Raw genomic sequence first — 17,872 nt, forward strand, 5'->3', positions numbered from 1 at the left:
CCGACCCGAACCGCCTCTCAAGCTGTCGCGCTCAATCCGCCTGCACCCCCGCAGCCCGGATCACCTTCCCCCACTTCTCGATCTCCGCCGCCAGGTGGCTGCGCAGCGCCTCGGGCGTGACCTTGTCCATCGGCACGGCCTCGGTGCTCAGTTCGGCGAAGCGCTTCTTCACGTTGTCGTCCTGCAGCGCGGCGCGCAGGGCCACGTTGAGCTTCTCGATCACGGCCGGCGGCGTGCCCTTGGGCGCGTACACGCCGTGCCACACCTTCACGTCGAAGCCCTTGAGGCCCTGCTCGTCGAGCGTGGGGATGTCGGGCATGCTCGACAGGCGCTTGGGCGTGGTCACGCCAAACACCTTCACGCGCTGGCCGTCCTTGATGACGGGCGCGGTCTGCGTGGTCTGGTCGCACAGCAGGTCGACCTGGCCGCCCATGAGGTCGTTGAGCGCCGGGCCTGCGCCCTTGTAGGGCACGGTCGTCAGCTGCACGCCGATCTGGTGCGCGAAGAGCATGCCGCACAGCTGCGAGACGGCGCCGATGCCGGCGTTGGCGAGCGAGACCTTCTCCTTGTTGGCCTTCACGTAGGCCAGCAGCTCCTTGAAGTTGTTGGCCGGGAAGTCCTTGCGCGACAGCAGGGTCATCGGCACGTCCATGACCTGGCCGACGTACTCGAAGTCTTTCAGCGGGTCGTAGTTGAGCTTCTTGTACAGCGCGGGTGCGGTGGCCATGCCCATGTGGTGGATGAGGATGGTGTAGCCGTTGGGCGCCGCCTTGGCCACGCGGGTCGGCGCGATGGTGCCGCCCGCGCCCACGGTGTTCTCGACCACCACGGTCTGCCCCAGCGACTTGCCCATGGGCACCGCGAGCATGCGCGCCACCACGTCGGTGGGGCCGCCGGCCGAGTACGGCACGACCATCACGATGGGCTTGTCGGGCCACGCGGCCTGCGCGGCGGCAGGCGATGCGGCGGCGAACAGGCAGGCGCCCGCCGAGGCTGCGATGAGGGCTTTCAGTTTCCAGGTCTTCGTTGCGTTCACTTCTTTGTCTCCTTGTGGTTTGTCTGTGGATCAGTGCGTCAGGGATGAATCGCCCGGGCCGTGAGATGCGGCCAGCGCCAGCCAGCGCTCGGCCAGCCGCACCACGGGCCCGTCGACCATGCGGCCGTCGAGGCTCACGACGCCGCCGCCGGCCGCGCGCACGGCCTCGGTGACGCGGTGCGCCCAGGCCACCTCGTCGGCCGTGGGCCCGAGCGCGGCCTGCACGGGCGCGACCTGCTCGGGGTGGATGCACAGCTTGGCGCCGAAGCCGCCGCGCCGGGCGCGCGCGGTGTCGGCGGCGAGCCGCTGGGCGTCGCGCCAGTCGGGCGACACGCCGTCGATGGGCGTGGCCAGCCCGGCGCGGCGCGAGGCCAGCACAAGCGCGAGGCGCACGGGCACCAGCTCGGCCTCGTCGGCATCGCAGGCCATCCCGAGGTCGGCCTGGAAATCGAGATGGCCGAAGGCCAGCCGCAGCACCTGCGGCGCGCCCGCGATGGCATCGAGCGCCGCGAGCCCCGCGGCCGATTCGATGAGCGGCACCAGCACGGCCTTCGGTCCGGCCGTGGCGGCCAGCCGATGCAGTTCGTCGGCGTGCTCGGCCTTGGGCAGCACGATGCCGGCGATGAGGCCCTCGGCGATCCAGCCGGCCGCGCGCGCGCAGTCGTCCTCATGCCACGGCGTGCCGCTGGCGTTCACGCGCACGAGCAGCCGCCCTCGCCCTTCGGCGGGCAACGCTGCCAACGAGGCACCGAGCGCATCGCGCGACTCGGCCTTGCGCGCGGGCGCCACGGCGTCTTCGAGGTCGATGATCACGCCGCCCGCGCCCGTCGCCAGTGCGCGTGCATGGCGCTCGGGCCGGTCGGCCGGCACGAAGAGAAAGGCGCGCGCCAAAGCGAGCGCTTGATTAGCGGGTCCGCTCATACCGCGCCGGCCGCGCGCAGCGCCGCAATCGCGTCGTCGCCGCGGCCCAGGCTGCGCAGGATGGTATCGGTGTGCTGGCCGACCGCGGGCACCGGGTCCATGCGGTAGTCGAACGCGCTCTGGCGACCGGCGGGCAGCAGCGCAGGAATGTCGCCGGCCGGCGAGCCCACCTGGCGCCAGCGCTCGCGCGCCTGCAGCTGCGGGTGCGCCCACAGCCCGGCCATGTCGTTCATGCGCGCATTCGCGATCTGCGCGGTGTCGAGCCGTTCGAGCACCTGCGCCGCGCTGAGCGCGCCGAAGGTGTCGACGATGAGCGCACGCAGCGCCTCGCGGTGTTCGTTGCGCCGCGCGTTGCTGTCGAAGCGCGGGTCGCTCGCAAGCTCGGGGCGCAGCAGCACCTTGTCGCAGAAGGCGCGCCACTCACGCTCGTTCTGCAAGCCCAGCATCACGGTGCCGCCGTCGCCGGCGGGGAACGGGCCGTAGGGATAGATGGTGGCGTGCGAGGCAGCGCTGCGCGGCGGCGGCGGCGCGCCGTCGTAGGCGTAGTACATCGGGTAGCCCATCCACTCGGCGAGCGATTCGAGCATCGACACGTCGATGTGCGAGCCCTTGCCCGTCTTGCCGCGCTGCATCAGCGCCGCCAGGATGCCGGTGTAGGCGTACATGCCCGCCGCGATGTCGGCGATGGAGTTGCCCGACTTGCACGGGTCGTCGGGCGTGCCCGTCACCGAGAGGAAACCGGCCTCGCTCTGAATGAGCAGGTCGTAGGCCTTCTTGTCGCGGTACGGGCCGTCTTCGCCGTAGCCCGAGATGTCGCAGACGATGAGCGCGGGGTGCTTCTCCTGCAGCACCTGCGCGCCCAGGCCCATGCGCGCGGCGGCGCCGGGCGCGAGGTTCTGCACCAGCACGTCGGCGCCGGCCACCAGCTCCTGCAGCACGGCGAGCGCGGCGGGCTGCTTCAGGTCGAGCGTGAGGCTTTCCTTCGAGCGGTTGACCCACACGAAGTGCGAGGCCTCGCCGTTCACGCGCTCGTCGTAGGCGCGCGCAAAGTCGCCGCCGCCGGGGCGCTCGACCTTGATGACGCGCGCGCCGAGGTCGGCGAGCTGGCGGGTGCAGAACGGCGCCGCGATGGCGTGTTCGAGCGAGATGACGGTGATGCCGTCCAGGGGTCTGGTCATGTGGGTCTTCTTTCTTTCCTTGCGTCAGGCGAGCACGGCCGTGGCCTGCATCGTGAGCCAGCCGTCGGCGTCTTCGCCCCACAGGCTGAAGGTCTTGCCGTCGGTGCTGCCTTCGGCGGGCTTGCCGTGCACGCGGAACGGCGCGATGTCGAAGGTCGGTCGCACGGCGCGGAACTCGAAGCGCGCGAGCTGCGCATCGGCCTGCGCGTTGCGGCGCAGCAGGTCGACCAGCAGCGTCGCGATCAGCGGCCCGTGCACGATGAGGCCCGGGTAGCCCTCGACCTGCGTCACGTAGCGGCGGTCGTAGTGGATGCGGTGGCCGTTGAAGGTCAGCGCCGAGTAGCGGAACAGCAGCACGTCGTCGGGCACGAGGTCGCGGCTGAAGGCGGCATCCTTCGGTGCGGGCGTGGGCGGCGGCGCAGGCTCGCCGGGTGCGGCGGCGGCGCGGTAGACGATGTCGTGCTCTTCGGTGAGCGCGAGGCCGCGCGCGTTGCGCACTTCATGGCGCACCAGCACGAACACCAGCTCGCCCGTGCGGCCGGCCTTGTGCGTGACCGAGGCGATGGTCGAGGTGCGCTCGACCGCATCGCCCACCTGCAGCGGATTGCCCAGTTCCCAGGTCAGCCGGCCGCCGGCCCACATGCGGCGCGGCAGCGGCACGGGCGGCAGGAAGCCGCCGCGTTTGGCATGGCCGTCTTCGCCGATCTCGGATTGGCGGTGGTGCGGCAGGAAGTAGAGCCAGTGCCACAGCGCGGGCAGCCGCGTGCCCACCTCGGGCAGCGGGTCGTCGCGGTCGAGCGTGGCGGACAAGCCGCGCACGGGCGCAGCCGTGAGGTCGTCGCGCAGTGTTTCGCTGCGGCCCTGCCAGGCCTGCAGGTGCGCGAGGGCTTCGGCGTCGATCAAGGGAGAAGTCATGTCGTGAGTGGCGGAAAGAAAGATGAAGGGCGCGGTCAGTCGACCGCGGCGCCCGAGGCCTTGACGATGCGCGCCCACTTGGCGAGGTCGGCATGCAGCAGCGCCGAGAACTGCTCGGGCGAGGTGGGCGCGGCGATCTCGACACCCTGCTGGTCGAGCTTGTCGCGCAGGTCCTTGGCCGCGAGCGCCTTGCGCGTCGCGTCCTGCAGGGTCGCGAGCACGTCGGCCGGCACGCCCGTGGGGGCGAACAGGCCGATCCACAGCGTGCCGTTGTAGCCCGGCACCTGCTCGGCGATGGCGGGCACATCAGGCAGCACGGGCGAGCGCTTCGCACCACTCACGGCCAGCGCGCGCAGCTTGCCGGCCTTGATGTGAGCCAGCGCCGAAGGCAGGCTCGCGAACACGATGGGCAACTGCCCGCCCAGCACGTCGTTGAGCGCGGGCGCCACGCCCTTGTACGGCACGTGCTGCATCGAGATGCCGCCCATGCTGTTGAGCATTTCGCCCAGCAGGTGGTTGAGCGTGCCGTTGCCGGCCGAGGCGTACTGGTAGTTGGCGCCCTTCTCGCGCGCCAGCTTCAGGAATTCGGCGAAGTTCTTCGCGGGGAACGACGGGTTCACCAGCAGCACGTTGGGCACCGCGCCGATCAGGCCGACGGGCTTGAAGTCGTTCTCGGGGTCGAAGCCCGGGTTCTTGTAGAGCGCGGGGTTGATGGCCTGGCTGCTGCTGATCGTCATCAGCAGCGTGTAGCCGTCCTTCGGGCCCTTGGCGACCAGCTGCGTGCCGATGTTGCCGCCCGCGCCGGGGCGGTTGTCGACCACCACGCTGGCGTTGTTCAGCACCTCGCCGAGCTTCTGGCCGACGAGGCGGCCGACGATGTCGTTGGTGCCGCCCGCGGCCTGGGGCACGACGAGCGTGATGGGGCGCGAGGGATAGGTCTGGGCGGTGGCCGGGTTGGCGGCCAGCAAGGCGGTGGCGGCGAGGCCGAAGGCAATCAGCGCGCGGGCGCGGAATCTCATCGGAATAGAACAGCGGACTCTTAATCCGCTGGTTGGTTGCTTGTGTTGTGTCTCCATGGCCGCATGGTCTTCTGCCCGCCCCGTCGGCGCAATCTGCGATTTCGGAACCCAGGCTTCTGAAATTCCGAAGGCTTGACTACCATCGCCCCATGCTCTTCGACCTCACCGACCTGCGCCTGTTCGTGGCCACGGCCGAACTCGGCAACCTCACGCGGGCGGCCGAGCGCCAGCACCTGTCGCTGGCCGCGGCCAGCGCGCGCATCAAGGCGCTCGAGACCCAGGCCGGCCTGCAGCTGCTGCAGCGCGAGGCCCGCGGCGTGCGCCTGCTGCCACCGGGCGAGGCCTTCCTGCACCATGCCCGGCTGGTGCTGCACCAGGCCGACCAGCTGCGCGCCGACCTGCTCGAGTACGGCGGCGGCCTGCGCGGCCACCTGCGCGTGTTCGCCAACACCACGGCGGTGACCGATTTCCTGCCCGAGATCCTGCCCGGCTTCCTGGCCGCCAACCCGCGCATCAACGTCGACCTTCAGGAAAAACCGAATGCTCAGATCCCGCGCGGCGTGCGCGACGGGCGCGCCGACATCGGCATCGTCGCGGGCCAGATGGACACACTGGGCCTGGACACCATCCACTTCAGCACCGACCGGCTGGTGCTCGTCACCTCGCGCCAGCACCGCTTTGCGCGGCGCCGCCGCATCTCCTTCGCCGAGACGCTCGACGAAGACGCCATCGGCATGCAGCAGGGCAGCACGCTGCAGGCCTTCCTGGGGCAGATCACCGACCACCTGGGCAAGCGCCAGAAGCTGCGCATCCAGCTCGGCAGCTTCGACGCCATGTGCCGGATGATCGGCAGCGGCGTGGGCATCGGCGTGGTGCCGGAGTCGGCCGCGCGGCGCAACCAGGAGAGCATGGGGCTCGCGCTGGTCGAGCTCAGCGACCCGTGGTGCGTGCGCGAGCGCTACCTGCTCGTGCGCGACCGCGCCGCCCTGCCCGTGTACGCCCAGGCGCTGGTCGAGACCTTGTGCAAGCACTACGCCGAGGCGCAGGCCGAAACCGGCTGACGGCCCGATTTCCGGCCAAAAACAGGCACTTGCAGGCGGCTTGTGAGAAACCCGATGTCTTCCCCATTTTCTGTGCACAACTTTGGGGGTAAGTCAGGGGCAGCGTTGTAAAGCGATTGCAAGTCGTTGTTTTATAAAGGGAATAGTTAGTCTGCTTAAATTTTTTGCAGTGCACAAGTCTGGCGGCCGATGGGTCCAAAAATGGCTCTAAAACAGGAAAGTCAAGCGAAAAAACAGGGGGTTGCCTGTGCTAGGCCGCCCTTTGAAAGCAACGACTTGCCGCCGGTTGTGAAGAAGTCCGCTTCAATCCCCACTTTCTGTGGGCAACTTTGGGGGTAACTGGGGTGGAGCTTTGTAAAACGAATGTAAGTTGTTGTTTTACAAAGGGATTCCACACATTGCTCAATTTTTGAGCGGTGAACAAGAGCGTCAGCCAGTCGGGTGACCGTCGTCCAAATGAATCCAAAGGTTCTCAGCATGCCGAATCGGGTCGATGCGAGGCGCGAAAGAGGGTCGCTACAGTCGCCCTGACATGCTCGAAGCCCTCAGCTCCCCCTGGTCCTGCCTCGGCGCCGTCGCCGGGCTGCTGATTGCCTTGCTGGTCCACTGGCTGGCCCCGGCCGACATCGACACGGTGCACGCCGGCGCGTGGCTGGTGGGCATCGGCTGGCTCGCGGGCCTGGCTTGGGACCTCGTGGCTTCGGACCGGTCGAAGTAAGCCGCAAGCGAGCGCCCCGGCAGCACGCACAAAAAAGGGAGGGGAGGCATCGGCCCTTGCGAGCCCCTGCCTCCCCTCCCCGTACCGGTTCACCCGGTGATCAGGCTCAGCGCTCGATCGTCAGCGCCACGCCCATGCCGCCGCCGATGCACAGCGAGGCGATGCCCTTCTTGGCGTTCTGGCGCTGCATTTCATGCAGCAGCGTCACCAGGATGCGGCAGCCCGACGCGCCGATGGGGTGGCCGATGGCGATGGCGCCGCCGTTCACGTTCACCTTGTTCACGTCCCAGCCCATTTCACGGTTCACGGCGCAGGCCTGTGCGGCGAAGGCTTCGTTGATCTCGAGCAGGTCGAGGTCGGCGGCCTTCCAGCCGGCGCGCTGCAGCGCCTTCTGCGATGCCGGCACGGGGCCCATGCCCATGATGGTCGGGTCCAGGCCGGCGGTGGCGTAGCTGGCGATGCGGCCCAGCGGCTTCAGGCCCAGGGCGGCGGCCTTCTTGGCCGTCATGACCATCACGGCGGCGGCACCGTCGTTCAGGCCCGAGGCATTGCCCGCGGTCACGCCGCCGGCCTTGTCGAAGGCAGGACGCAGGCCGGCCAGCACCTCGGCGTTGGTCTTGCGGTTGATGAACTCGTCCTGGTTGAAGACGAGCGGGTCGCCCTTCTTCTGCGGAATGCTCACGCCGACGATTTCGTCCTTGAACTTGCCGGCGTCCTGCGCGGCGGCAGCCTTGGTCTGGCTGGCCAGGGCCAGTTCGTCCTGCGAGGCGCGGTCGATGTTGTACTTCTTGGCCACGTTCTCGGCCGTGATGCCCATGTGGTACTGGTTGTACACGTCCCACAGGCCGTCGACGATCATGGTGTCGACCAGCTTCCAGTCGCCCATGCGCTGGCCGTTGCGCGAATTGGGCAGCACGTGCGGCGCCATGCTCATGTTTTCCTGGCCGCCGGCGATCACGATTTCGCTGTCACCCGTGGCCACGGCCTGCGCCGCCAGCATCACGGCCTTCAGGCCCGAGCCGCACACGGCGTTGATGGTGAGCGCCGGCGTTTCCTTGGTGCCGCCGCCCTTGAGCCAGGCCTGGCGCGCGGGGTTCTGGCCGGCACCGGCCGCGAGCACCTGGCCCATGATGGCCTCGCCCACCTGGTCGGCCGTGAGGTTGGCGCGCGCGATCACTTCCTTGATCACGAGGGCGCCCAGCTCGGTGGCGGGAATGCCGGCGAGCGAGCCGCCGAATTTGCCGACCGCCGTACGCGCAGCCGAAACGATGACGATGTCTTCCATGAGGTTCTCTCCGTTGAGGTGATTTGAAATCGGTTGCGATCTTGCGGGAGCTGGCGCCCGTTCAGGCCTTGGCCTTCACGTAGCGTCCCGGCGCCGGTTCGATGGCCTTGTAGGCCTTGCCGTTGCCGTAGCCCTTGGGCGCGGGGATCTGCTTGCCCGCGTGGCCCTTGAGCCATTGTGCCCAGTCGGTCCACCAGCTGCCCGGCTGCTCCTGCGCGCCGGCCAGCCATTCGGGCTGGGTCTTGGGAAACTTGCCGTCCTCGCGCAGCCAGTGGCTGCGCTTGTTCTTGGCGGGCGGATTGATCACGCCGGCGATGTGGCCCGAGGCCCCCATCACGAAGCGCTTCTTGCCCGTGAGCAATTGCGTGGAGGTGTAGGCCCCGCCGATGGGCACGATGTGGTCTTCGCGCGAGCCGTAGATGTAGGCCGGAATGTCGATCTTGCCGAGGTCGACCTTCTCGCCGCAGACGGTGAGCGCATTCGGCTTGGCCAGCTTGTTCTCGTGGTACGTGTTGCGCAGGTACCAGGCGTAGAACGGGCCCGGCAGGTTGGTGGCGTCGCTGTTCCAGTACAGCAGGTCGAAGGCCGGCGGCGTCTCGCCCTTGAGGTAGTTGCCGACCACGTAGTTCCACACCAGGTCGTTCGGGCGCAGGAAGCTGAAGGTCGAGGCCAGGTCGCCGCCGGGCAGCAGGCCGCCCTTGCCCAGTTGCATCTCGCGGTACTGCACCATGGGCTCGTCCACGAAGATGTCCAGGATGCCGGTGTCGCTGAAGTCGAGGAAGGTGGTCAGCAGCGTGACCGACGCGGCCGGCTTTTCGCCGCGCGCCGCGAGCACGGCCAGCGCGGTGCTCAGGATGGTGCCGCCCACGCAGAAGCCCAGCGTGTTGATCTGCTTGCTGCCGCTGATCTCCTGCACCGTGTGGATCGCCTTGATGGCGGCGTTCTCGATGTAGTCGTCCCAGGTGGCCTGGGCCAGCGACTCGTCGGGGTTGCGCCAGCTCACCACGAACACGCGGTGGCCCTGCTCGTTCGCATAGCGGATGAGCGAGTTGTCGGGCTGCAGGTCGAGGATGTAGAACTTGTTGATGCACGGCGGCACCAGCAGGAACGGCCGCTCGTACACCTTGGCGGTGAGCGGCTTGTATTCGAGCAGCTGGAAATAGTCGTTCTCGAACACCACGGCACCTTCGGTGGTGGCCACGTTGCGCCCCACTTCGAAGGCGCTTTCGTCGGTCATGCTGACGTGGCCCTGCTTCATGTCGTGCAGCAGGTTCTGGATGCCCTTGGCGATGCTCTCGCCCTGCGTGTCGATGGCTTTCTTCTGCGCCTCGGCGTTGAAGGCGAGCGAGTTGCTGGGCGAGGCCGCGGCCATCCACTGCTCGACCGCGAAGCGCAGGCGCGCCTTGGTCTTGTCGTCGGCGTCAATGGCCTCGGCCATGCGCATCATGGTGCGGCCGTTGAGCAGGTACACCGCAGCCGAGAAGGCCGCCAGCGGGTTGCTGCCCCAGGCCTCGGCGGCAAAGCGCTTGTCGCCCTCGGGCCGGGCACCGAAGCCGCGGCGCCAGAGGTCGGTGGCGTCGCTCAGGTACTGCTGCTGGATGGACTGGAGCTGCTCGGGATCGATGGAGAACTTCGGCAGCTCGGGCATGGCGGCTGCGCCCGGGAATTGCGCCATTTGTGGCAATTGCCATAGCGGCGTGCCGCCGACGTCGAAAGCGGCGGAACCTCCTGGACCTGCAGCTTTCTGGAAAGCCTCCATGGCCTGGGTCCAGCCCTGCGTGAGGGCTTTTTGAAAGGGCGCGAACGCATCGGCCCCCGTGTCTTGTTGCTTCATCATGTCTCCTGGCCGTGGCCTGGGTCGATACGAACGGATGGCTTGCGTGTTTTGAGTATGCTGCATTCGCAAGGCACTCACAACGCCGCGCTTTCACTAATCCCTTGAAACAAAACGTCTGCGCCTGTGTTCATCCATTTGATCGTGATCGGCTGGCTCTACGTGGCCGTGATGATGGCGGTGGCCGAAGCCACCAACACCACGGGCACGGTGCTGGGCGCCATCTTCACATTTCTTCTTTACGGCCTCGCGCCGGTGGCGCTGGTGATCTACCTGATGGCCACGCCTGCACGCCGACGGGCGATCAAGGAACGCGAGGCGCAGGCCCAGGAGGCCGCCCGTCGCGCCGCCGCGGAAGCCGCGGCCTCAGACCTTCCAGACCAGCGCGGCGAAGCGCCCGCTGACGCCGTCGCGCCGGTGCGAAAAGAACCGTGACGGCTGCGCGACGGTGCACCACGCATCGCCGCTGTCGTTGCCGTGAAGCGACGCGACACCCACCGCACGCAGCCGCTGACGCGCGAGCGCAGGCAGGTCGGCCAGCCACTTGCCTTCGGCCGCCGCGGGCGTGAAGCACGACGCCGCCTCGGGCGACTGCGCCTCGAAGGCGGCCTTGACTTCCGCCCCCACCTCGAAGGCCTTCGGGCCGATGCAAGGGCCGAGCCAGGCCATGAGGCGCGGCGCACCACCGTCGACCTGCGCAAAGGCGCGCACGGTCTGCTCGAGCACGCCGCCGGCCAGCCCGCGCCAGCCCGCATGCGCGGCGGCCACGCGGTGGCCGCGTTCGTCGGTGAAGAGCACGGGCAGGCAGTCGGCCACCATGACCGTGCAGGCGCGTGCGGAGGTCGCGGCCGTGCAGGCATCGGCGACGGTGCCGTCGGGCACGGCATCGTCGAGCGACACGAGCCCCGTGCCATGCACCTGCTGCAGGAACACCGGCCGCGTGCCGATCGCCTGCTGCAGCCGGCGGCGGTTCTCGGCGACGTGCGCGGCGTCGTCGGCCACGTGGTCGCCGAGGTTCAGGCTGTCATAGCGCCCGGTCGACACGCCGCCGTCGCGCGTGGTGCACAGCGCGCGCACGTTCGATGGCGCCGGCCACTCGGGCACCAGCCATTGCGGATTCATCGCGACGTGCCGGCTCAGGGTTCCGCGTCGGGCGACTGCGAGGGCTGCGCGCGCTGGAAGGCGTCGAGCTTCATGCAAGCGTCGAAGGCGGCCATGGTGCGCGGCAGGCCGCTGAAGTCGCAGTCGAAGCGGCGGCCGTTGAAGATCTGCGGCACGAGGCAGCAGTCGGCAATGGTGGGCGTGTCGCCCCAGCAGTAGGTGCCGCCCGGGTGCTGCGCGAGCTGGCGCTCGAACGACAGCAGGCCGTCGCGCACCCAGTCGCGGTACCAGGTGTTCTTGGCTTCGTCGTCGACCTTCAGTTCCTTCACGAGGTACTTGAGCACGCGCAGGTTGTTCAGCGGATGGATCTCGCAGGCGATCGACTGCGCCAGCGCACGCACATGGGCGCGGCCCACGGGATCGGTCGGCAGCAGCGCCGGCTCGGGGTGCGTTTCGTCCAGGTACTCGATGATGGCCATCGACTGCGAGAAGCGCTCGCCCTCGTCCTCGAGCAGCGGCACGAGCATGTCTGCCGAGATCGCCGAGTACGGGCCGGTGCGGTGTTCGCCGCGCGCGATGTGCACGGGCACGTAGTCGTAGTCCAGGCCCTTGAGGTTCAGGGCGATACGGACACGGAACGAGGCGGAGGAGCGGAAATAGTTATGCAGCTTCATGATTTCTCGAGGATAGCGCCCTTGGATTTCACCTTCAGGAGCGTGGTGTGGCCGGGAGCGCGCAGCGAAAGTCGCGCAGCCGGGCTTCGGGGTGTTCTTGCTGCCACGCATCGAGCAGGCCGCGCGCCGCGGCTTCTTCGCGTGCGGCGATGCCCAGGTGCCACGGCCCTTCGGCCGCGGGCGGTTCGCCGGGCGCATGGTTGTGCTGGTCGTCGGGGCGGCCTTCGGAGCAGGCCTTGCACAGCACCTGCATGCTGCTGGTCCAGTTCTCGGCGCTGAGGCCCGCTTCCTCGAAGCGGCGCACCAGCGCATCGATCGCCTCGGCCTGCACCTCTTCGACGAACACTTCGTAGGTCGCATGGTCCGACGGCGCGATCAGCGCGAGCGCGTCGAACACCGGCACCTCGCGCTCGCCGCGGCGGCGGTAGCCGTTGGCGGCGCCATCGTGCAGCACCAGGTCGCCGTAGCGGTGGCCGCTGGCGGGCGTCGGCACGTTGCGCAGGATCGCGCGCGCCGGGTCGATGCGGTCGGCCCAGACCACCTCGCTGGCCTCGTCGCCGTGCACGCGGATCGGCGTGAGGCCGACGAAATAGTCGACCGGCCCTTCACCGTCCGGGATGCCGATGCCGTACTGGCGCCATGCGCGCCGCGCCGTGGGCCAGTCGCCCAGCGCGGTGGCCGCGATGCCCAGGTTCCACAGCGCGCCTTCGTTGCCCGGCTCGCACTGCACGGCGCGGGCATTGGCCTGCAACGACGCGGCCCAGTCGCCGCGGTACTTGTGGATGAGCCCGGCGTTGTACCAGGGCGCCGACCAGTACGGATGGATGGCGCTGGCCTGCGCATAGGCGGCCAGGGCGCCGTCCTGATCGCCGGCCTCGTCGCGTTCGCGGCCGAGTTCGTTGAAGGCGGTGGCCTTGCCGGCTTTGCCGAGTCGGATGGGCATGGTGGAGCGAGGGAGAAAAGAGGTCGGGAAAGGGGTCGGGGAAACGCGCAGAAGCGCCTATTGTGGGCCGCCGCAAAATCCCGAGTCCGGCGTGCCGGCAAGCCCGTGCCGCCTCTGGCACACTGCCGGTCTCCCCTCCCGCTTCGCTGAAAAAGGACACCTTCCCATGGCTTCCGAGTTTGTTTTCGCCCCGCCGGCCACCGTTTCGGTGCCGGTGGCCGGTCAGCCCGCACGCTTCCCGGTGCACCGCATCTACTGCGTGGGCCGCAACTACGAAGATCACGCCAAGGAAATGGGTTTCACCGGCCGCGAGCCGCCCTTCTTCTTCATGAAGCCGGCCGATGCGCTGGTGACGGTCGATGCGGGCCAGACCGGCACCATGGCCTACCCCACGCTCACGAAGAACCTGCACCACGAGATCGAGCTCGTGGTAGCCATCGGCACCGGCGGCAAGAACATCCAGGCGGCCGACGCGCACAAGCACATCTACGGCTACGCCGTGGGCCTGGACATGACGCGCCGCGACCTGCAGAACGACATGAAGAAGCAGGGCCGCCCCTGGGACATCGGCAAGAGCTTCGAGCAGAGCGCGCCCATCGGCCCGATCGTGCCCGTGGCACAGGCCGGCAACGCCGAGCAGGCCGAAATCTCGCTGCAGGTGAACGGCGCCGACCGCCAGCGCAGCACCGTGAGCAAGCTGATCTGGAACGTGGCCGAGACCATCGAGCACCTGTCGGCGGCCTGGGAGCTGCAACCCGGCGACCTGATCTTCACGGGCACGCCCGAAGGCGTCGCGGCCGTGGTGGCCGGCGACACGCTGGTGGGCCAGGTCGCGGGCCTGCCCGCACTGACCGTCAAGATCGTCTGACGCCCGCGCGGTCCCGCTTCATGCTCCTTCGCGTACCCATCAAGCATTGCAAGAACTGCGGCACGGCGGTGGTCTACCGCGTGCCGGACGACGGCGACACCAAGCAGCGCGCGGTGTGCCCGGCCTGCCACACGATCCATTACGAGAACCCGCTGAACGTGGTGGGCACCATCCCCGTGCTGGGCGACAAGGTGCTGCTGTGCAAGCGCAACATCGAGCCGCGCTGGGGCAAGTGGACGCTGCCCGCGGGCTTCATGGAGCTCGAGGAAACCACCGCCGAGGGCGCGGCCCGCGAGACCGACGAGGAGGCCGGCGCGAACTTCGAGATCGAGGGCCTGTTCGCCGTGATCAGCGTGGTGCGCGTGGGCCAGGTCCACATGTTCTACCGCGCCCGCCTGCTCGACGACCGCTTCGACCCGGGCCACGAGACGATCGAGGCGCGCCTGTTCACCGAGGACGAGATTCCCTGGGACGAGATCGCCTTTCGCACCGTGCGCCAGGCGCTCGAACATTACTTCGAAGACCGCAAGCGCGGCAGCTTCGACCGCGTCCACGAACTCAGCATCGTTTGAAAAATCTCCCCATGCTCAAGACCCTGCGCGCCACCCTCCTCTGTGGCGCCAGCCTCGGCTTCGCACTCGCGGCTTCGGCGGCCAAGGCCGACACGGTCGGCGAGGTCGACACCGCCTTCAAGCTCATCGGCCCCGACCACAAGATCGTGGTCGAGGCCTACGACGACCCCAAGGTCAGCGGTGTCACCTGCTATGTCTCGCGCGCGCGGACCGGCGGTATCGCCGGCGCCTTCGGCGTGGCCGAGGACAAGGCCGAGGCCTCCATCGCCTGCCGCCAGGTCGGCCCGGTGAGCATCACGCAGCCGCTGCCCAAGCGCGAAGAGGTCTATACCGAACGCCTGTCGGTGCTCTTCAAGCGCCTGCGCGTGGTGCGCATGGTCGATCCCAAGCGCAACACGCTGGTCTACCTGACCTACTCCGACCTGCTGATCGACGGCTCGCCCAAGAACAGCGTGACGGCCGTGCCGGTCGATCGCGGCACGCCGATCCCGCTCAAGTGAAGGGGCTGCTGAAGGGCTCGGCGATGCGAGTTTGCTAGCATCGTCCGAGCGGCCGACACCGAGATGTCGGCCTTCGACGGAACCCTCCGCAACGAATCCGTTCCAACAGCGTCATGCACCTTCAGACTTTTGTTTTCCGAACCGCCGCCACGCTGCTCGTGGCTGGGGGCATTGCCGCCTGCACCACGCCCGGCCCCACGCCGCCGCAGCAGCCTCTTCCAGGCGCCACGCCGCCGCCACCGCGCCAGGCGCTCTTCATCCGCCCCGCCGCCGGCACCACCGTGGGCCGCTTCGACGGCGTGCGCAACAAGGGCCTGGACATCGCGGGCAACCTGGGCGACCCCATCGTGGCCTCGGCCGACGGCCGCGTGGTGTACGTGGGCGGCGAGTTGCGCTCCTACGGCAACATGGTCATCGTGAAACACAACGAAACCTTCCTCACGGCCTACGCCCACGCGAAGACCATCCTCGTGAAGGAAGGCGCCGTGGTACGCCAGGGCCAGAAGATCGCCGAAATGGGCAACAGCGAATCCGACCGCGTGAAGCTGCATTTCGAGATCCGCAAGAACGGCACCGCCGTCGATCCCGAGCCGTACCTCAACGGCCGTTTGCAGCAGTAAACGTAAAAGCCGTTACAGCAGGCTTTCGGGCACCAGGGGCGCCAGCAGCTCCAGCCGCCAGCGGGCCCAGAAATGGGTCTCGGGTTCGGTGTGCAGGATGGTGTCCGCCCCGTCGCCCGACGCCGGGTTCACCCACTCGATGCCGCCGCGCGGCCCCAGCTGCAGCTGGTAGGCGCCGTCCAGCCGCATGAAACCGATCAGGCTGGTCAGCTGCTGCGCAATCTGCGGGCTGAAGATAAAGAGGCCGATCTCCGTGTTGTGCAGCGCCGAGCGCGGGTCGAAGTTCATCGAGCCGACGAACACCACCTGCCCGTCGATCACGGCCGACTTGCCGTGCAGCCGCCCGCTGGCCGAGCCGTAGATGCCGAAGCGCTTCGTCTGCTCCACGCGCTTGGGGCTCAGCTCGTACAGCTCCACGCCCAGGCGCAGCATCTGCGCGCGGTAGCGCCGGTAGCCGATGTGCACCAGCGACTCGTCGGTGGCCGCCAGCGAATTGGTGACGATGGTGTAGCCCACGCCGTTGCCGCGCACGATCTGCATCGTCTCCATGCCGCCGCGCCCTGGGATCAGGTACGGCGTGGTCAGCAGCACCCCGTGCTGCGCGCCGCGCAGGTAGCGCTGCACGTTGTAGAGCACGCTGTCGGCGGCCTGGTCGGCCGGCAGCCCGCGCCCTTCGTCGGTGGGCGCCAGCGCCTTGGCGGGCGCGTCGGCATACGCCTCGGCGCGCGCCCAGCTCAGCGCGAGCTTGCCGGCGTTGAGGTCCTTGGCCAGCGGGTTGTGGCCCAGCAGGTCGGTCGATTCAGGCTCTTCGGGGTGCAGCGTCTCGGGGCCCGTGGTGAGCCGGTCGAAGCGCTCGCGCAGCGCCTGCGCCGACTCGCCGCCGCGCGGCACCAGCGACTCGATGGGATAGACGTATTGGCTGTTCCAGTACATGTCGAACAGCGAGGACAGCCGGGGCACCACGGCGCCGGCCACCAGCGTGTCGATGTCGATGAAGTTGGAGCCGCCGTCGCGCAAAAAATATTCGTTGGCGATGTTGCGCCCGCCCATGACCGCCATCGTGTTGTCGACCACGAACAGCTTGTTGTGCATGCGCCGGTGCACGCGGTCGAAGTCCAGGATCGACCACGCCCAGCGCGTGCCGAAGCGCGAGCGCCCGGCCGGAAACGGATTGAACAGGCGCACCTCGACGTTCGGGTGCGACGCAAAGCTGGTGAACAGCGGGTCGGCGCCCGCCGTGTACAGGTCGTCCACCAGGAGGCGCACGCGCACGCCGCGATCGGCCGCGTCGCGCAGCGTGCGCAGCAGGTAGCGGCCGGTCTCGTCGTTCTGCACGAGGTAGTACTGCACGTCGATGGAGCGCTGCGCGCGGCGCGCCAGCTCGATGCGGGCATGCAGCGAGAACTGCGGCATCGGCAGCAGGCGGAAGCCGCTGAGCGGCTCGCCCGGCGGCGCGGCGGCCCGCACGAGCCGGCCCAGCGCGGTGTCGGCGCCGTCGGTGATGGCAGTCGAGGGCTTGCGCACCACCTCGGTCGGCAGGCCGGCGCAACCGGCGAGCACGAGCATCGCCAGGCTGCACAGCAGCCAGGCGAACCACCGGGCGCGCGGCACGTCAGCCCGGGGGGACAGGTTGCGCATGAACGACAGAAAAGAGGGAGGGCAAGGGCACGGGAGCGAAGGTGAAAAAACGCCGCTGCCGCGCGGCGCGGTGCACGACCGCGCCCACGGGTGGCGGTTTCTACCACGCGCGGCGCGAGCGCGCAGCCAATGCCTTCGTCAGTGCGCGCGCTCGGACCACTGCCGCACGAAGTGCTCCGCGCGCACGTTCGCGCGCGCCACGGCCGAGTCCCACGACAACTGCTGGGTGATGACCAGCGCGCAGCGCGGAATGCCGTCCAGGCTCAGCGCCGCGATGCCGGCGTAGGTGCCCTTCGGGGTGCGCGTGAGTTCGAACCATCCCGTCCAGCCACCTGGCACGTGAAGGTCGAGTCGGGCGGAGTCCATGATGAATTCATCATAGGCCTTTAGTTTTCATTTGCAAACATTGCATACAAAAGCAACGGCTCAGGCGTGCATGTCCGAGCGGCGACCGGTCGGCAGGCGCTGCAGCGCCTGGCGCAGCGTGGAATCCACCCGCCGCAGCGACAGCCCGTGCCGCACCGCCACCTCGTGCCGCGTCAGCTCGTGCACGCGCAAGGCCACGAAGATGTCTTGATGGCGGTGCGGCAGCCCCTGCATCGCGCGTTCGACCGCCTTCAGGTCGGAGCGCGCCTCGGCGATCAGCTCGGGCCCCGGTGCGTGATCGGCCACCTGGGCCAGCGTGTCGTCCGCCTCGCCGGTGTACTGCCAGGGACGCTCGGCGCGCAGGCGGTCCATGGCGGCATTGCACGCCACGCGGAAGATGTAGGCCACGGGGTTCTGCAAGGTGTCCGTGAAGGCCGCATCGGCCAGGCGCAGCCAGGCATCGTGCAGGCTTTCGGTGGCGGCGTCGGCACACCCCAGGTGCAGCGACAGCCGCCGGTGCAGTTGCGCGTAGTGCGCCACCAGCAGCTGCTGGACATCCGGTGGCGCAGGGGCGGCTCCCGCGGCATCGCCGCGGGGCAGCAGGCAGGCGTGCGACATGGTGC

The 17,872-nt window shown here is 68.7% G+C and carries 20 protein-coding genes; 7 read left to right on the forward strand and 13 right to left on the reverse strand.

Going from position 1 to position 17,872, the window contains the following annotated elements:
* Nucleotides 1–31 precede the first annotated feature (31 nt).
* From AC07Y4_RS14955 to AC07Y4_RS14975, 5 genes are read right to left on the reverse strand one after another with little or no spacing between them, the layout of a single operon-like run.
* Nucleotides 32–1,036 (reverse strand): tripartite tricarboxylate transporter substrate binding protein BugD, encoded by a 1,005-nt coding sequence (locus AC07Y4_RS14955; RefSeq protein WP_495274783.1) that lies wholly within the window; start codon nt 1,034–1,036, stop codon nt 32–34.
* Between the two features lie 30 nt (nt 1,037–1,066).
* Nucleotides 1,067–1,957: an HpcH/HpaI aldolase/citrate lyase family protein gene (locus tag AC07Y4_RS14960; RefSeq protein ID WP_495274784.1), complete on the reverse strand. Its 891-nt coding sequence runs from the start codon at nt 1,955–1,957 to the stop codon at nt 1,067–1,069.
* Nucleotides 1,954–3,135 (reverse strand): CaiB/BaiF CoA transferase family protein, encoded by a 1,182-nt coding sequence (locus tag AC07Y4_RS14965; RefSeq protein ID WP_495274785.1) that lies wholly within the window; start codon nt 3,133–3,135, stop codon nt 1,954–1,956. Before AC07Y4_RS14965 ends, AC07Y4_RS14960 begins: the two co-directional genes overlap by 4 nt.
* Nucleotides 3,136–3,159: 24 nt before the next feature.
* Nucleotides 3,160–4,050 (reverse strand): HTD2 family dehydratase, encoded by an 891-nt coding sequence (locus tag AC07Y4_RS14970; RefSeq protein WP_495274786.1) that lies wholly within the window; start codon nt 4,048–4,050, stop codon nt 3,160–3,162.
* Nucleotides 4,051–4,085: 35 nt separating this feature from the next.
* On the reverse strand, nt 4,086–5,069 hold the full coding sequence (locus AC07Y4_RS14975) for a tripartite tricarboxylate transporter substrate binding protein (protein ID WP_495274787.1): 984 nt from the start codon (nt 5,067–5,069) through the stop codon (nt 4,086–4,088).
* Nucleotides 5,070–5,218: 149 nt separating this feature from the next.
* Here AC07Y4_RS14975 and AC07Y4_RS14980 point away from each other — a divergent pair, with 149 nt between their 5' ends.
* Both AC07Y4_RS14980 and AC07Y4_RS14985 read left to right on the forward strand, forming a co-directional pair.
* Nucleotides 5,219–6,130: a LysR family transcriptional regulator gene (locus tag AC07Y4_RS14980; RefSeq protein ID WP_070061126.1), complete on the forward strand. Its 912-nt coding sequence runs from the start codon at nt 5,219–5,221 to the stop codon at nt 6,128–6,130.
* A 532-nt stretch (nt 6,131–6,662) separates the two neighbouring features.
* Entirely contained in the window at nt 6,663–6,848 is a 186-nt protein-coding gene (locus tag AC07Y4_RS14985) for a hypothetical protein (RefSeq protein WP_307585140.1), read from the forward strand.
* A gap of 106 nt (nt 6,849–6,954) precedes the next feature.
* On the opposite strand, the gene AC07Y4_RS14990 is transcribed toward AC07Y4_RS14985, so the two are convergent.
* Both AC07Y4_RS14990 and phaC read right to left on the reverse strand, forming a co-directional pair.
* Entirely contained in the window at nt 6,955–8,133 is a 1,179-nt protein-coding gene (locus AC07Y4_RS14990) for an acetyl-CoA C-acetyltransferase (protein ID WP_095745805.1), read from the reverse strand.
* A gap of 61 nt (nt 8,134–8,194) precedes the next feature.
* Entirely contained in the window at nt 8,195–9,967 is a 1,773-nt protein-coding gene (gene phaC / locus AC07Y4_RS14995; RefSeq protein ID WP_139703097.1) for a class I poly(R)-hydroxyalkanoic acid synthase, read from the reverse strand.
* A gap of 126 nt (nt 9,968–10,093) precedes the next feature.
* Between phaC and AC07Y4_RS15000 the strand changes: the two genes are divergently transcribed.
* Nucleotides 10,094–10,402, forward strand: coding sequence for a hypothetical protein (locus AC07Y4_RS15000; RefSeq protein ID WP_095745806.1), 309 nt, complete (start codon nt 10,094–10,096; stop codon nt 10,400–10,402).
* Here AC07Y4_RS15000 and pgeF read toward each other — a convergent pair.
* The 3 genes from pgeF to AC07Y4_RS15015 are packed head-to-tail and all read right to left on the reverse strand — an operon-like array spanning nt 10,334 to nt 12,685.
* Nucleotides 10,334–11,089 carry a peptidoglycan editing factor PgeF gene (gene pgeF / locus AC07Y4_RS15005; RefSeq protein ID WP_495274788.1) on the reverse strand — a complete coding sequence of 252 codons (756 nt, stop codon included), beginning with the start codon at nt 11,087–11,089 and terminating at the stop codon, nt 10,334–10,336. The genes AC07Y4_RS15000 and pgeF overlap by 69 nt on opposite strands.
* 14 nt (nt 11,090–11,103) lie before the next feature.
* Nucleotides 11,104–11,742 (reverse strand): maleylacetoacetate isomerase, encoded by a 639-nt coding sequence (gene maiA / locus AC07Y4_RS15010; RefSeq protein ID WP_495274789.1) that lies wholly within the window; start codon nt 11,740–11,742, stop codon nt 11,104–11,106.
* Nucleotides 11,743–11,776: 34 nt separating this feature from the next.
* Nucleotides 11,777–12,685 carry a tetratricopeptide repeat protein gene (locus AC07Y4_RS15015; protein ID WP_070061131.1) on the reverse strand — a complete coding sequence of 303 codons (909 nt, stop codon included), beginning with the start codon at nt 12,683–12,685 and terminating at the stop codon, nt 11,777–11,779.
* A 166-nt stretch (nt 12,686–12,851) separates the two neighbouring features.
* Here AC07Y4_RS15015 and AC07Y4_RS15020 point away from each other — a divergent pair, with 166 nt between their 5' ends.
* From AC07Y4_RS15020 to AC07Y4_RS15035, 4 genes are all read left to right on the forward strand, one after another.
* Nucleotides 12,852–13,553, forward strand: coding sequence for a fumarylacetoacetate hydrolase family protein (locus AC07Y4_RS15020; protein ID WP_495274790.1), 702 nt, complete (start codon nt 12,852–12,854; stop codon nt 13,551–13,553).
* Between the two features lie 20 nt (nt 13,554–13,573).
* The gene (locus AC07Y4_RS15025; protein ID WP_062480276.1) at nt 13,574–14,125 is read left to right on the forward strand and encodes an NUDIX hydrolase; all 552 of its coding nucleotides are present in this window, start codon (nt 13,574–13,576) and stop codon (nt 14,123–14,125) included.
* A gap of 11 nt (nt 14,126–14,136) precedes the next feature.
* Complete coding sequence (locus tag AC07Y4_RS15030) at nt 14,137–14,625, forward strand: CreA family protein (protein ID WP_487849370.1); 489 nt, start codon at nt 14,137–14,139, stop codon at nt 14,623–14,625.
* 113 nt (nt 14,626–14,738) lie between these two features.
* The gene (locus AC07Y4_RS15035; RefSeq protein ID WP_495274791.1) at nt 14,739–15,245 is read left to right on the forward strand and encodes a murein hydrolase activator EnvC family protein; all 507 of its coding nucleotides are present in this window, start codon (nt 14,739–14,741) and stop codon (nt 15,243–15,245) included.
* A gap of 12 nt (nt 15,246–15,257) precedes the next feature.
* On the opposite strand, the gene AC07Y4_RS15040 is transcribed toward AC07Y4_RS15035, so the two are convergent.
* From AC07Y4_RS15040 to AC07Y4_RS15050, 3 genes are all read right to left on the reverse strand, one after another.
* Nucleotides 15,258–16,883: a phospholipase D family protein gene (locus AC07Y4_RS15040; protein ID WP_495274792.1), complete on the reverse strand. Its 1,626-nt coding sequence runs from the start codon at nt 16,881–16,883 to the stop codon at nt 15,258–15,260.
* A 138-nt stretch (nt 16,884–17,021) separates the two neighbouring features.
* Entirely contained in the window at nt 17,022–17,249 is a 228-nt protein-coding gene (locus tag AC07Y4_RS15045) for a hypothetical protein (protein WP_070061133.1), read from the reverse strand.
* A 60-nt stretch (nt 17,250–17,309) separates the two neighbouring features.
* Nucleotides 17,310–17,867 carry an RNA polymerase sigma factor gene (locus AC07Y4_RS15050; protein WP_495274793.1) on the reverse strand — a complete coding sequence of 186 codons (558 nt, stop codon included), beginning with the start codon at nt 17,865–17,867 and terminating at the stop codon, nt 17,310–17,312.
* Nucleotides 17,868–17,872: the final 5 nt, after the last annotated feature.

It is taken from the genome of Variovorax sp. GW460-12-1-14-LB1 (genome assembly GCF_059423605.1).

Bases quoted from the DNA above. Each gene is read 5' to 3' on its own strand.
- AC07Y4_RS14960 (WP_495274784.1), bottom strand. From the start codon at position 1,957: ATGAGCGGACCCGCTAATCAAGCGCTCGCTTTGGCGCGCGCCTTTCTC.
- AC07Y4_RS14965 (WP_495274785.1), bottom strand. From the start codon at position 3,135: ATGACCAGACCCCTGGACGGCATCACCGTCATCTCGCTCGAACACGCC.
- AC07Y4_RS14970 (WP_495274786.1), bottom strand. From the start codon at position 4,050: ATGACTTCTCCCTTGATCGACGCCGAAGCCCTCGCGCACCTGCAGGCC.
- AC07Y4_RS14975 (WP_495274787.1), bottom strand. From the start codon at position 5,069: ATGAGATTCCGCGCCCGCGCGCTGATTGCCTTCGGCCTCGCCGCCACC.
- AC07Y4_RS14980 (WP_070061126.1), top strand. From the start codon at position 5,219: ATGCTCTTCGACCTCACCGACCTGCGCCTGTTCGTGGCCACGGCCGAA.
- AC07Y4_RS14985 (WP_307585140.1), top strand. From the start codon at position 6,663: ATGCTCGAAGCCCTCAGCTCCCCCTGGTCCTGCCTCGGCGCCGTCGCC.
- AC07Y4_RS14990 (WP_095745805.1), bottom strand. From the start codon at position 8,133: ATGGAAGACATCGTCATCGTTTCGGCTGCGCGTACGGCGGTCGGCAAA.
- phaC (WP_139703097.1), bottom strand. From the start codon at position 9,967: ATGAAGCAACAAGACACGGGGGCCGATGCGTTCGCGCCCTTTCAAAAA.
- pgeF (WP_495274788.1), bottom strand. From the start codon at position 11,089: ATGAATCCGCAATGGCTGGTGCCCGAGTGGCCGGCGCCATCGAACGTG.
- maiA (WP_495274789.1), bottom strand. From the start codon at position 11,742: ATGAAGCTGCATAACTATTTCCGCTCCTCCGCCTCGTTCCGTGTCCGT.
- AC07Y4_RS15015 (WP_070061131.1), bottom strand. From the start codon at position 12,685: ATGCCCATCCGACTCGGCAAAGCCGGCAAGGCCACCGCCTTCAACGAA.
- AC07Y4_RS15020 (WP_495274790.1), top strand. From the start codon at position 12,852: ATGGCTTCCGAGTTTGTTTTCGCCCCGCCGGCCACCGTTTCGGTGCCG.
- AC07Y4_RS15025 (WP_062480276.1), top strand. From the start codon at position 13,574: ATGCTCCTTCGCGTACCCATCAAGCATTGCAAGAACTGCGGCACGGCG.
- AC07Y4_RS15030 (WP_487849370.1), top strand. From the start codon at position 14,137: ATGCTCAAGACCCTGCGCGCCACCCTCCTCTGTGGCGCCAGCCTCGGC.
- AC07Y4_RS15035 (WP_495274791.1), top strand. From the start codon at position 14,739: ATGCACCTTCAGACTTTTGTTTTCCGAACCGCCGCCACGCTGCTCGTG.
- AC07Y4_RS15040 (WP_495274792.1), bottom strand. From the start codon at position 16,883: ATGCGCAACCTGTCCCCCCGGGCTGACGTGCCGCGCGCCCGGTGGTTC.
- AC07Y4_RS15045 (WP_070061133.1), bottom strand. From the start codon at position 17,249: ATGGACTCCGCCCGACTCGACCTTCACGTGCCAGGTGGCTGGACGGGA.
- AC07Y4_RS15050 (WP_495274793.1), bottom strand. From the start codon at position 17,867: ATGTCGCACGCCTGCCTGCTGCCCCGCGGCGATGCCGCGGGAGCCGCC.